15 protein-coding genes are annotated in these 12391 nt (G+C 68.1%); 5 read left to right on the forward strand and 10 right to left on the reverse strand.

Going from position 1 to position 12391, the window contains the following annotated elements:
* Window positions 1-51 precede the first annotated feature (51 nt).
* Together G341_RS0117775 and G341_RS0117780 are read right to left on the reverse strand one after the other, a co-directional pair.
* Entirely contained in the window at window positions 52-681 is a 630-nt protein-coding gene (locus G341_RS0117775; protein WP_018180518.1) for a DUF2461 domain-containing protein, read from the reverse strand.
* Between the two features lie 26 nt (window positions 682-707).
* On the reverse strand, window positions 708-1586 hold the full coding sequence (locus tag G341_RS0117780) for an SDR family NAD(P)-dependent oxidoreductase (protein WP_051092874.1): 879 nt from the start codon (window positions 1584-1586) through the stop codon (window positions 708-710).
* A 58-nt stretch (window positions 1587-1644) separates the two neighbouring features.
* On the opposite strand from G341_RS0117780, the gene G341_RS0117785 reads away from it, so the two are divergent.
* Together G341_RS0117785 and G341_RS0117790 are read left to right on the forward strand one after the other, a co-directional pair.
* A complete protein-coding gene (locus tag G341_RS0117785) occupies window positions 1645-2064 on the forward strand; it encodes a YccF domain-containing protein (protein WP_018180520.1) in 420 nt (139 codons plus the stop codon).
* Complete coding sequence (locus G341_RS0117790) at window positions 2061-3101, forward strand: NAD(P)H-dependent flavin oxidoreductase (protein ID WP_026303840.1); 1041 nt, start codon at window positions 2061-2063, stop codon at window positions 3099-3101. Before G341_RS0117785 ends, G341_RS0117790 begins: the two co-directional genes overlap by 4 nt.
* 3 nt (window positions 3102-3104) lie before the next feature.
* Here G341_RS0117790 and G341_RS0117795 read toward each other — a convergent pair whose 3' ends face one another.
* The 3 genes from G341_RS0117795 to G341_RS0117805 all read right to left on the reverse strand — a co-directional run bounded on the left by G341_RS0117795 (window position 3105) and on the right by G341_RS0117805 (window position 5117).
* Window positions 3105-3623: a DUF2599 domain-containing protein gene (locus tag G341_RS0117795; protein ID WP_018180522.1), complete on the reverse strand. Its 519-nt coding sequence runs from the start codon at window positions 3621-3623 to the stop codon at window positions 3105-3107.
* A 50-nt stretch (window positions 3624-3673) separates the two neighbouring features.
* Complete coding sequence (locus G341_RS22455) at window positions 3674-4033, reverse strand: hypothetical protein (RefSeq protein ID WP_018180523.1); 360 nt, start codon at window positions 4031-4033, stop codon at window positions 3674-3676.
* 61 nt (window positions 4034-4094) lie between these two features.
* Entirely contained in the window at window positions 4095-5117 is a 1023-nt protein-coding gene (locus G341_RS0117805; protein WP_018180524.1) for an LLM class flavin-dependent oxidoreductase, read from the reverse strand.
* Window positions 5118-5262: 145 nt separating this feature from the next.
* Between G341_RS0117805 and G341_RS0117810 the strand changes: the two genes are divergently transcribed.
* Window positions 5263-5769 (forward strand): SRPBCC family protein, encoded by a 507-nt coding sequence (locus G341_RS0117810; RefSeq protein WP_018180525.1) that lies wholly within the window; start codon window positions 5263-5265, stop codon window positions 5767-5769.
* 109 nt (window positions 5770-5878) lie between these two features.
* On the forward strand, window positions 5879-7513 hold the full coding sequence (gene fadD8 / locus G341_RS0117815) for a fatty-acid--CoA ligase FadD8 (RefSeq protein ID WP_018180526.1): 1635 nt from the start codon (window positions 5879-5881) through the stop codon (window positions 7511-7513).
* 22 nt (window positions 7514-7535) lie between these two features.
* On the opposite strand, the gene G341_RS23170 is transcribed toward fadD8, so the two are convergent.
* The 4 genes from G341_RS23170 to G341_RS22465 form a co-directional block, all read right to left on the reverse strand.
* Entirely contained in the window at window positions 7536-8003 is a 468-nt protein-coding gene (locus G341_RS23170) for a hypothetical protein (protein ID WP_155827035.1), read from the reverse strand.
* Entirely contained in the window at window positions 7987-8547 is a 561-nt protein-coding gene (locus G341_RS0117825; RefSeq protein WP_018180528.1) for a hypothetical protein, read from the reverse strand. The genes G341_RS23170 and G341_RS0117825 overlap by 17 nt, the downstream gene beginning before the upstream one ends.
* Before the next feature lie 57 nt (window positions 8548-8604).
* Window positions 8605-9258, reverse strand: a complete 654-nt coding sequence (locus G341_RS0117830) for a DsbA family oxidoreductase (protein ID WP_018180529.1) — start codon at window positions 9256-9258, stop codon at window positions 8605-8607.
* Between the two features lie 166 nt (window positions 9259-9424).
* Window positions 9425-9883, reverse strand: a complete 459-nt coding sequence (locus G341_RS22465) for a TetR/AcrR family transcriptional regulator (protein WP_155827036.1) — start codon at window positions 9881-9883, stop codon at window positions 9425-9427.
* Between the two features lie 36 nt (window positions 9884-9919).
* On the opposite strand from G341_RS22465, the gene qcrB reads away from it, so the two are divergent.
* Window positions 9920-11557 carry a cytochrome bc1 complex cytochrome b subunit gene (gene qcrB, locus G341_RS22470; RefSeq protein ID WP_018180531.1) on the forward strand — a complete coding sequence of 546 codons (1638 nt, stop codon included), beginning with the start codon at window positions 9920-9922 and terminating at the stop codon, window positions 11555-11557.
* A gap of 42 nt (window positions 11558-11599) precedes the next feature.
* On the opposite strand, the gene G341_RS0117845 is transcribed toward qcrB, so the two are convergent.
* A complete protein-coding gene (locus G341_RS0117845; RefSeq protein WP_018180532.1) occupies window positions 11600-12382 on the reverse strand; it encodes an SDR family oxidoreductase in 783 nt (260 codons plus the stop codon).
* Window positions 12383-12391: the final 9 nt, after the last annotated feature.

Below are 12391 nucleotides of genomic sequence, written 5' to 3' on the forward strand. Positions count from 1 at the left end.
TCCGGTATGACAAGTGTCATCGAGACCGGCCGCCGCGCAGGTCCGGCAGCGTCAGGCGACGATGTCGCCGAGCCAGTTCACCAGCGGCCGCAGCGTGCGCCAATCGGCGCGCACCTGATCGAGCAGCTCCGGGGTGTGAATGATCGGCTCGAAGCCGTACGAGCGCATGCCGAGCACGGTCTTCATCCGCAGCAGCTCGATACGCGGGTGGTCCTTCTCGTAGCCGCGGGGTGCGGTCTTGAGCCGCTCGCCGTCGATCTCGAAGCCTTCGCGCTCCAGCTTGCGCAGGATCTGCGCCAGTTTCTTGCCCCGCTTCTCGTCGGCCATCGCCTCGCGCAGCGCGGCCAGCCGCTCGCCCGACGCCTCGTACATGCCGCCGCCCACCCGGACGCCCGGGGCGGCCACCTCGATGTACCAGCCGGTCGCCGGCGCGACACCGACGAACGCGCCCTGATGCGTCTTATACGGCGTCTTGTCCTTGGCGAACCGGACGTCGCGGTAGGGCCGAAAGATCTTGGCCTCCCCGAATTCTCGGGCCAACGCCTCGGTCAGCGCCTCCATCGGCGCCCGCACCTGCTCGGCGTACACACGCTTGTGCGCCTCCCAGAACGACTTGCTGTTGTCGACCTCGAGGTCGTCGTAGAAGTCCAGGGCGCTGGCGGGAAAGCCGGTGAAGTCCACCTTTCAAGCCTACGGCCGGCCGGATGTCAGATCGCGGTTCGGCCGGTGAGAGCGTCGGCCCAGCCCGAGTCGGCGGCGCCGACGCCGCGCAGTAGTCGCGCGTACCGCGGCATCACGTCGACCGGCCGGTGATCGATCGCGTGCACGATCCAGTCCGCGGCCTCGTCCGACGACAGCGCCGGCAGCGAGTCGTAGTCGGCGGTCGGCGCGATCATCGGCGTGCGGATCAGCGGGAAGTACACCGTGGTGACGTCCACCCCGGTGCCGGCCAGCTCGGTCGCGATCGACCGGCCGAACGCCGAGATCGCCGCCTTGGACGCGGCGTACGCCGAGAACTTCGGCATCGACCCCGCCGGGACGCCCCACGTGGACACGTTGACGAAATGCCCATGCCCGGCCTCGACCATCCCCGGCAGCAGGCCCAGCGTCAGCTGCACCGGGCCGAAGTAGTTGAGCGCCATCGTCCGCTGGAAATCGTGCAGCCGATCGACCGAGTCCAGCACGCCGCGCCGAATGCTGCGGCCCGCGTTGTTCACCACCACGTCCGGCGTCCCGTACTCGGCGGTGATCACGCCGAGCAGCCGGGTGATGTCGTCCTCGCTGGACAGGTCGCCCGTCACCGCGTGGGCCCGGCCGCCGCTCGCGGCGATCCGGTCGACCACCACCTGCAGGTTCTCCGCCGTGCGGGCGACGAGAATGAGCTCCGCGCCGAGGTCGGCGAGCTTGATCGCGGCGGCCTCCCCGATCCCCGACGACGCGCCGGTCACCAGAATCTTCTTGCCGGACAGGCGATCCGCAGCCTGGTCGCGCGCGGTGAGATCACTCATCGCGAGCGGACGCTGGAGCCCGAACTTCACCAGTCTGTCGCCGAACAATTTTCCCGCAGCCGAACGCACCGTACTCATGACCTCACGGTAGGTCATTGTCGATGCGCGCCAACGGCCGCGGGAGCACAATCGACGCATGCGCACAATTCTGAACATCATCTGGCTGGTGCTGTCCGGCTTCTGGATGGCGCTGGGCTACATCGTCGCCGGCATCATCTGTTGCATCCTCATCATCACCATCCCGTTCGGCATCGCGTCGTTCCGCATCGTGCTCTATGCCCTGTGGCCCTTCGGCCGCACAGTGGTGCGACACCCGAACGCGGGCACGATGTCGCTGATCGGCAACGTCATTTGGGTCATCTTCGCGGGCATCTGGCTGGCCTTCGGCCACATCATCAGCGGAATTGCGTTGTGCCTGACGATCATCGGAATCCCCTTCGGAATCGCCAACTTCAAGATGATCCCGATATCGCTGATGCCGCTCGGCTCTGAAATCGTGAGCACTCGCGAACGCGACGCGATGTATTCCGGCAACGCGTACTACCCCAACGCGTGAGCGGGGCGTTTCCCTGGCGGCTACCGATCATCGCCGCGCCGATGGCCGGCGGGCCGTCGACGCTGGCGCTGGTCGAGGCGGTGGGCCGGGCCGGCGGACTCGGGTTCGTACCCGGCGGCTACCTGCCGCCGGCGGCCTTCGATGAACTCCTGGATCACGCCGACGCGCTGGGAGTTCCGTACGGCGCCAATCTGTTTCACCCGACCCGGCAGACCGGCGATCCCGGGGCCATCGCGGCCTACGCACGGCAACTGCAACCGCTGGCTGACGAGTTCGGCGCGACGCTCGGCGACCCGATCTGGTCCGACGACGACTACGCGCAGAAGGTCGAGGTGGTCGCCCGGCATCGCCCCGCCGCCGTCAGCATCACCTTCGGCAACCCGACCGCGGCCGACGTCGACGCGATCCGCTCCGGCAGCGGCGCACTCGTCGCGGTGACCGTGACCAGTGCCGAGGAGGCCACGGCCGCGGCGGCCGTCGGCGCCGATCTGCTGGTCGTGCAGGGCGCGGAGGCCGGCGGCCATCGCGGCATCCACGACGACGATCCGGCGCACCCGTTCGGCGCGCCGCTGACTCCGGTCGCCGTCCTGCTCGCCGAGATCACCGCCGTCACATCGGTTCCGCTGATCGCGGCCGGCGGCATCATGGACGGAGCGGCGATCGCGTCGGCCATCCGGCTCGGCGCCGCCGCCGCACAACTGGGCACCGCCTTCCTGTGCACCGACGAGGCCGGCACCTCGGCACCGCATCGCGCCGCACTGCTGGATCGCCGGTACCCCGGCACCGTGGTGACACGGGCGTTCTCCGGTCGACCGGCCCGCGGCCTCGCCAACGAATTCGCGGCCGATCACGCAGATGCGCCACCCGGGTATCCGGAGATCCACTATCTGACGAAACCCCTGCGCGGGGCCGCGATGGCGGCCGGTTCGGCGGCGGTCCCCAGCCTGTGGGCCGGCACCAACTGGCGCGCGGTCACCACCGGCCCCGCCGCCGAGCTGGTGGCCCGCCTGGCCGCCGAACTCGATCGCGAACTCTGACGGTCAGATCTCGGGACCGCCCGGGTTGCACTGCGACATCATCATCTCGTCATCGGTGACCACCGGGCGCCAGGGCTCCAGATTCCAGCTCGGCTTGTTCGGCTGGACGATCCGCGCGAATCGCCAATGGCAGTCGAACTGGGCCTGCATGCCGGGCGTGTCCGCCTTCGGGTCCTTCTTGACGACCTCGCCCCAGGCCTCGCCCATGTCGGCGGACGCCTGCGCCACACGCCCGTTGGGCGTCGGGACCACCTGCAGGCTCGGACCCTGCGGCGTCTGCACCCACTGCACATGATCGATGAACGGGGCGGCCACGCCGGGCGGATCGGTCGGGCCCGCATAGCTCGGCGCGGCGGTCTCGCTAGGCGTCTGCTGCTGGGCCGACGTCGTCGGCGCCGTTGTCGAACCGACGGTGTCGTCCTGCCCATGGCCCCCGCCGCTATCGCCGCACCCGGCGACGCCGAAGGCCAGCGCGCCGGCGCTCAGCAGTACGGCGAGTCCACGAATCCCGGTGCGAAGCATGGGGTGCAGGGTAATCGACCTCCGCGGGGCTCACATCGAACCGCAACGGCTCAGCGCCAGCGCTTCGCCCCGCCGATCGCGCTCGTCTCCGCCGGGTAGTCGATGATCGAGCGCCAGAAGTGGTCCGGCAGCTCGCGGCCCGAGCGCAGGGTCATCGCGAGGCCGGTCGCCATCAGCACCCCGGCGAGTGCCAGCCACACCGCCGCGATCGCGATCACCACCCACATGGCGATCACCAGCGGCCGGTACGGCGCGATCACCATGACGATCGGCGCGAACAGGAATCCCCAGCCGAGGAACGATGCCGACCAGGCGCGATCCGAACACATCACCCGGTGCAGCCAGCGCGGGGCGGCCACTTCGCTGCCGCCGGCCTCGCTGCTCCCGATCTCTCTGCTCACGGTGTCCATGCACCCATCGTCGGCCGGTGCCGGCCGCCCGTCGATTACCCGACAGGTAATGGCCCGGCCGCTAGCCGATGATGGCCAGCAGCCGCCGCAGCGCGGCCAGCTGCGCATCGAAGTCACCGTCGAGCTTGATCAGCAGCGTGCCGATGCCGGCGTCGGCATGCAGCCCGACCCGCCGCGCGATCATCTCGTCGGTCCCGAGCAGATTGGTGCGCCGGCCGATGTCGTCCGGCACCGCGGCGCGGGCGGCATCCTTGTCGCCGGACTGCCAGCGGCGGGTCACCTCCGCGATCGCCTCGCCGTACCCGGATCGGGTGAACGCGTTGTTGTAGAAGTTCGCCGACCCGCCGGCGCCCATGGCGCCGATCGTGAACGCGTAACCCGCGGCGTGCTTGCGCGCCAACGCCTTTTCACCGGCGGCGTCATCGGCGAACTCCAGCGCCACCGGCGCCACCAGGTCGATATCACTCAGCGACCGTCCCGCCTCCCGGGCTCCTTCCGCGATGGGGTCGAGAAACACTTCGGGTGTTTCCGGCATGAAGGTATTGCCCAGCCAGCCGTCGGCCGCGGCCCCGGTCAGTCGCAGATTCGCCGGGCCCATCGCGGCCACGTAGATCGGCAGCTCGCCCGGGACGATCATGGGGCGCAACGCTTTACCGGGCCCGTCGGGCAGCGGCAGCTGATACACCTGGCCATCGTGGACGAGTCGGTCGCCGCGGGTCACCGTCCGCACGATCTCGATCGTCTCGCGCGTCGTGGCGATCGGTTTGGTGAATCGGACGCCGTGCCAGCCCTCCATCACCTGCGGGCCGGACACGCCGATGCCGAGCCGGAAGCGGTCGCCGGACAACACCTGCAGACTCATCGCCGACGTCGCCAGCAGTGCCGGACTGCGCGAACCCAGCTGCACCACAAAGGTTCCCAGCTTGATCGACGAGGTCTTCGCCGCCACGTAGGCCAGGCCGGTCAGCGCGTCGTAGCCCCACACCTCGGGCGCCCACAGGCTGTCGACCCCCGCCTGTTCCGCGCGCTGGGCGAACTCGACCGCGCCGGGCAGCCGGGGCTCGATCATCACGCCGACTTTCATTCCGCCTCCTGTAGCGCTGGGTCGTTAGCTGGTGATCAGCTGGACGATCCGGCAAGGTTGGCGGAGTCCCGCACTACCGCTCTTGTATGCAGGACTTCGCCAAACGCAGCCGGTCGCTGCGCTGGCGCCAGCTAACCTCGAGGCTATGTTGCTGCGTGATGCCCCGACCACCGAAGCCACGATCAAGATCGACGCGACACCCGCCGCGGTGTGGGATCTCATCACCGACATCACCCTGCCGGCCCGGTACTCCCCAGAACTGCAGTCGGTGCAGTGGCTCGACGGCGCGACCGAGGTCGCCGTGGGCGCGCGTTTCCAGGGCAACAACCAGAACCCGCATATCGGGGAGTGGTCGACCACCAGCCGCATCGTCGAGGTCGAACCGCAGCGCCGGCTCGTCTGGCAGATCGAGGGCGATCCCGCCGCGGAACCGCCCGCGACCTGGGGCTTCGAGATCGACGAGGCCACGGGCGGCGTCATCCTGCGGCAATGGGCGCGCCTCGGCCCCGGCCCGTCCGGCCTGAGCATGGCGATCGCCACGATGCCGGACAAGGAAGCCCGCATTCTGGAACGCCGCCTCGGCGAACATCGCGCCGCGATGGAACTGAATCTCGAAGGCATCCGCGAGATCCTGGAGGGCGGCGGGGCCTGACGCGGCCGCGCTCGCCCGCCAGGGCTTGACACCCCGGCCGGGGAATGGCAGAACTGAAACGAAACTAGAACATGTTCCAGTTCTGCCCCTGATTCAGTTAGGCCTGCCGATGAGCACCGCGTCCACTCGTACCGAGATTGCCTCCACCACCCCGTTCGACCCGCTGCGCACCGGCGTCCACAACGGCCACATGATCGCGGCGGCGCTCACCCGGCACGCCCAGCGACCGGTGCTGCACCTGGGCGACGTGACGCTGACGGGTGCGCAGATGGCCGCCTCGATCAGCCAATACGCCCAGGCGCTGGAGAAGCTGACCGTCCCGGACAGCGGGTCGGCACTGCTCGCGCTGAACCGCCCCGAGGTGCTGCTGCTCATCGGCGCCGGCCAGCTGAGCGGCGCGCGCCGGACCGCGCTGCATCCGCTCGGGTCGCTCGACGACCACGCCTACGTGCTCGCCGATGCCGGCATCAGCAGCCTGACCATCGACCCGGTGCCGATGTTCGTCGAACGCGCGGCCGCGCTGCTGGAGAAGGTCGACTGCCTCACCCAGATCCTCACCCTCGGCCCGGTGCCGGACGCGCTCGCGGGTCAGGCCGTCGACCTGATCGCCGAGGCCGCCAAGTACGAGCCGCGTCCCCTGCAGGTCGCCGACCTGGCTCCCGACCACGTCACCTCGATCACCTACACGGGCGGCACCACCGGCCGACCGAAGGGCGTGATCGGCACCGCCGCCTCGATGGCGACGATGACGCAGATCCAGCTCGCCGAGTGGGAGTGGCCGGAGAACCCGCGCTTCCTCGCCTGCACCCCGCTGTCGCACGCCGGCTCCGCCTTCTTCCTGCCCACCCTGATGAAGGGCGGCGAGATGGTGGTGCTGCCCAAGTTCGACGCCGCGGACGTGCTGCGCACCATCGAGGAGCAGAAGATCTCCACCATGATGCTGGTGCCGTCGATGATCTACGCGCTGCTCGATCATCCGGACTCGCGCACGCGCGACCTGTCGTCGCTCAAGACCGTGTATTACGGTGCGGCGGCTATCAATCCGGTTCGCCTGGCCGAGGCCATCGACCGCTTCGGGCCGATCTTCGCGCAGTTCTACGGCCAGTCCGAGGCCCCGATGGTGATCAGCTACCTCGGCAAGGCCGACCACACCTCCGAGCGGCTGACCAGCTGCGGCCGACCGTCGGCCTTCCTGCGCACCGCGCTCGTCGGCGACGACGGCCAGCCGGTCGCACCCGGCGAACCCGGCGAGATCTGTGTCGCCGGCCCGCTGCTGTCGGCCGGATACCTCGGCCTGGAGGAGCAGACCGACGAGACCTTCGGCGGCGGCTGGCTGCATACCGGCGACGTCGCCCGCGCTGACGAGGACGGCTTCTGGTTCATCGTCGACCGCACCAAGGACATGATCGTCACCGGCGGCTTCAACGTATTCCCGCGCGAGGTGGAAGACGTTGTGGCCGAGCATGAATGGGTGTCGCAGGTCGGCGTGATCGGCGTCCCCGACGAGAAGTGGGGCGAGGCCATCACGGCCGTCGTCGTGCTGCGTCCGGATGCGCCGTCCGACGACGCCTCGGTCGCGAAACTCACCAGCGAGGTCACCGCGGCCGTCAAGGAGCGCAAGGGATCGGTGCAGGCGCCCAAGCAGGTCATCATCGCCGACGAGATCCCGGTGACGGCGCTGGGCAAGCCCGACAAGAAGGCGCTGCGCGCCAAGTACGGCGTCGCCTCGGCGGTCGGCCGCTAGACCGCCGCTCTCGACAACCGGCCTAGGGCTCGCCCGTGGGAGCGTCGTCCTTGGGCCGATTGTCGAATACGAAGTACCGCTGCGGTTTCGGCTGCGGCGACCGACGCCGCCGCAGTCGGGACAGGTCCAGTGTTCGGGTGCGCCGCCACAGCGCAACGGCGGCGAGCAGGGCCAGCAGGATCACACCGTGCGCCAGGAAGATCATCCCGATCGGGAGCCCGTAGCCGGCGTTCTTCGTCTCGCCGTGCGGCCCAACGCAATACAACGTCCAGTTGAAGGCCGTGCCGTCACCGGTGGAATAGGTGTCGGTGACGGCGTAGGGGGTGTAGCTGCCGCCGAGCTCCGACTTGCTGCAGAAGACCGGGGCGGTGAGCTTGAGCTCGCCCGGCCAGATCGCCGGCATGATGCAGATCGACATCGCGTCGATGAACCCGAGCACCAGCAGCACGAGCACGAGCGCGAAACCCATTCGCTTAGTGCCGGTCGCCATCGACGAACACCCCCTCCAGCGTGAACTGCGCAGAGTAACTTCCACGGTCCGAGTCGACCGTGACCCGGATGTGCCGCTCGGCCGTCGCCGCATCGTCGACATAGGCGCTCGTCGGCACCGCGCCCGACAGACTCGACCGCTCCACCGTCGTCTCGACCAGCGATCGCAGGTGCCGCAGCCCCGACACGGCCAACGGATCGAACAGCTCCGCCGTGATGTCATCGGTGCCGCTGACCCGGACGGGCGCGGTACGGCGCCAGGAGGTCGCACCGAAGTCGAATCGGTAGCCGTCCAGATCGACGGTCGATCCGGGGAGTGGGACCGCCGCCGACATCGAGCCCTTTCCGACGCTGAGCTGGGCGACCCGGCCGCCGGGGAACTGCTTGGCGAAGGCGGCGAATGCCTGGTCGACGAGGGCGTCGGTCATTCCGTTTCCGCGCCGGGCGACCTCCTTGTCGAAGTCGCTGCGGCTGACCTGGCCGATGCACGCCGTGAGGGTGAATGCCGCGACCAGCAGGACGGCCGGCCACCAACGTCTGGACATGCGGACATTATGCGATGCCCGACCGGACAATCAGAAATTATCGGGCACCGCGGCCGACTAACCTGCGTCGTCCCAACATTGCTGCAGCGCTTGAGCAAACAATTCCGGCGGCTGCGCACCGGAGACCGCGTACTTGTTGTTCAGTACGAAGAACGGCACGCCGCCGGCCCCCAACTCCGCCGCTCGCTGCTCATCCGCACGGACGGCATCGGCGTATTCATCCGAATCGAGCACGCGGCGCACGTCGGACTCGTCGAGCCCGGCCCCGGTCACCACGGCGATCAACCGATCAGGATCTCCGAAGAGTGGTTGCGGCGCAGCGAAATTCGCCGCATAGAGCGCATCGATGACGGCGTCCTGCTTGCCCTTCTCCAGCGCCAGGTGCAGCAGCCGATGCATGTCGAAGCTGTTGCCGTAGTCGCGTCCGTCGACCTCGTACCCGAGCCCGACCGCTTCCGCCTGCAGCCCGAGGCTGCGCTCGTTGGCCTCGGCCTGCTCGCGCGGCATCCCGTATTTGCTTGCGATCCAATCGATCACCTGCGCGCTGTGCCCCGGCGCGAGCGTCGGGTCCAATTCGAACGAGTGGTGGGTGACTCGCACCGCGTCGCGGTGCTCGAACTGCTCCAGCGCCTGCTCGAAGCGGCGTTTACCCAGATAGCAGAACGGACAGTTGATGTCGGTCCAGATATCGACGGAAACAGTCGGCGCCATGTGCCCAACCTACGCCGACGATCGGCAGGGTCGAAGAAATCCTTTGCGAAACAGCTACTATCGACCGTAGTAGAAGAGTACTATCGCTCGTAGTAGATCTGTCGCCGACGATATCGAGGAGGCGTGATGGATCTCGGCGTAGAACTGCATCATCCTGGGCCGCCGGTTATTTCACGCCCGCCCAGCCGCGCAGCAGCGACGCGAAGCCGCGGCGCGCGTCAATCACCTGCCCGCGGACGACCGACTGCACGATCACGCCGTCGAGCAGCGCGACCGATTGCGCTGCCGCAGCGTCCACGTCCTCACCGATACCCAAGCCGGACAACAGGTTCCGCATCCAATCAAGCACCTGGGCGTTGCCCGACCGGACGGAGTCCGCCAGTTCCGGATGATGCATCGCCTCGAGAAACAACGCGTACCGGGCCGCGGTCGCCGTCCGATCGTCCGCCGCCCGCCGCGCGGCCGACGCCAGCGCCTCGGCGGCTTCCTCCGCCGTGTCGGGCGAACCATCGGTCGATCGCCAGATCTCCGCATCGGCGGTCAGTAGCTGGTCGACCATGCCCCGCAACAAGGCCAACCGGCTGCGAAAGTGATTCGACGTCGTGCCGGCCGGTACCTGCGCCACCGCGTCCACCCGTAGTGCCGATCGAGAGGAGTCTCGATGAGTCCGACCATGGCTCGACAGGCCGCGCAGATCGACGCGCGCTACCACGCCGCGGCCGGGCTGCGGCGACAGCTCAACAAGGTGTTCCCCAGCCACTGGTCGTTCCTGCTGGGCGAGATCGCGCTGTACAGCTTCATCGTGCTGCTGCTGTCCGGCATCTATCTGAGCCTGTTCTTCGACCCGTCGATGGCCGAGGTCACGTACCACGGCGCGTATCAACCGCTCAACGGCGTGTCGATGAGCCGGGCCTACGAATCAGCGCTCGACATCAGCTTCGAGGTCCGCGGCGGCCTGGTCATCCGGCAGATACATCATTGGGCTGCACTGCTTTTCGCGGCCTCGATCATCTTGCACATGCTCCGAATATTCTTCACCGGCGCGTTCCGCCGGCCCCGCGAAGCCAACTGGCTCATCGGCGTGACACTGCTGATCCTCGCGATGTTCGAGGGGTTCACCGGCTACACGCTCCCCGATGATCTCTTGTCGGGCACCGGGTTACGGGCGCTGACCCAAGGCATGATGAGCATCCCCGTTATCGGCACCTGGCTGCATTGGACGCTGTTCGGCGGCGACTTCCCGGGCCAGGTGGTGATACCGCGGCTCTACATCATCCATATCCTGCTGTTTCCCGGAATCATCCTGGCGCTCATCGGCGCGCACCTCGCCCTGGTCTGGTACCAGAAGCACACGCAGTTCCCCGGCGTCGGGCGGACCGAGCGAAACGTGGTGGGCCAGCGGATCGTTCCCGTGTTCGCGCTCAAGAGCGGCGCCTTCTTCGCCATCGTGTTCGGCGTGCTGGCGGTGATGGCCGGTCTGTTCCAGATCAATCCGGTGTGGGCGCTGGGGCCGTACAGCACGGCCAACGTATCCGCCGGCGCGCCGCCGGACTTCTATCTGATGTGGACCGATGGTTTGCTGCGGCTCGTGCCCGACTGGGAGGTCTACTTCGGCAACGCCTACATGATCCCCGCGGTCTTCTGGGGCGTGCTGATCATCTCGGTGGTGTTCGCCACAATGTTCGCCTGGCCGTTCATCGAACGGAGGCTCACGAAAGACGTTGCGCACCATAATCTTCTACAGCGACCCCGCGATGTGCCGGTGCGCACCGCAGTCGGGGCGGCCGGGCTCGCGCTATATCTGGTGCTCACGTTGTCCTGCATGAACGACACCATCGCGCTGAAGTTCCATGTCTCGCTCAACGCGATGACCTGGATCGGCCGCATCGGCTGTCTGGTGCTGCCACCCCTGGTCTACTTCATCGCATACCGCTGGGCCCTGGCACTGCAGCGCAGCGATCGAGCCACGCTGGAACACGGCATCGAGACCGGGATCATCACCCGGCGGCCGCACGGTGAATACATCGAAATACACCAGCCGCTCGGCCCCGCAGACAGCCACGACCACCCGGTGCCGCTGCCGTATCAGGGCGCCGCGGTGCCGAAACGGATGAACAAACTCGGCGCGGCCGGGCGACCCGGCAGCGGCGGGCTGCTGCGTCCCGACCCGCCGCTGGAGCAGGAACTCGCAGTCGAACAGCGCCGGGCCGCGACCGCACAGGAGCACCGCGCGCTCGCGACGCTGCAGCGAGCCGAGCGACCCACCGCAGACGCGTCCGATGACGACGGGGAAAGCTAGCGGCACACGGCTGGATCCGGCCGCCCGCGACCGGCTGGCCGACTATCCGACGCCGGTGGCCGCCCAGACGAAGGTGCGCTTGAGCCACGACGGCGAGATCGCGCCCAGCCACGACAGGATGTGGAACGGCACACCGACCGCGATATGCACGCGGACCGGGATCCAGCGGAACTTGATCGCATAACCCACGGCCCTGGCCACATCGTCGGGGGTCAGGTGGACGCCGAGGCGCCGGGTCGATCCGATGTCCATGCCGTCGGTCATCGCCGTCGCAACGAACAGCGGCCACAGCGCCTGCACCTTGATGCCGTGCCGGCGCCACTCCAGGTTCAGCGCCTCGGTGAGACCGCGGACCGCGAATTTGGAGGCCGAGTAGCTGGCCAGTTCGGGCTGACCGTAGAGCGCCGACGCCGAGCAGAGGTTGATGACCTGCGAGCCTTCGGTGTTCTTCAGGTAGGCGAACGCCTGGTGGCAGCCATTGGCGGTGCCGGTGACGTTGATGTGGACGATGCGCTGATGCTTGGCGATATCGATCTCTTCGAACTTGCCCGACCAGAGCACGCCCGCATTGTTGACCAGCACGTCGAGCCGGCCGTCGGGGCAATGCCGGGCGAGCACCTCGCTCCACTGCTGGGCATCGGTGACGTCGAGGCGGTCGATGGTCAGCCGGCCCGGCGCATTCGGGTCGATCGAGGCGGCGAGCGCTTCCAACCCGGCGGTGTCGACGTCGGTGACGATGACGTCGAAACCCTTGTTCACCAATCGAATTGCGGTCGCCCGGCCGATGCCTGCCGCACCGCCGGTGAGAAACACACGCTTGCTCATACCCTGCCC

Source organism: Jongsikchunia kroppenstedtii DSM 45133 (assembly GCF_000380485.1).
In the GTDB taxonomy this organism is placed as follows: domain Bacteria; phylum Actinomycetota; class Actinomycetes; order Mycobacteriales; family Mycobacteriaceae; genus Jongsikchunia; species Jongsikchunia kroppenstedtii.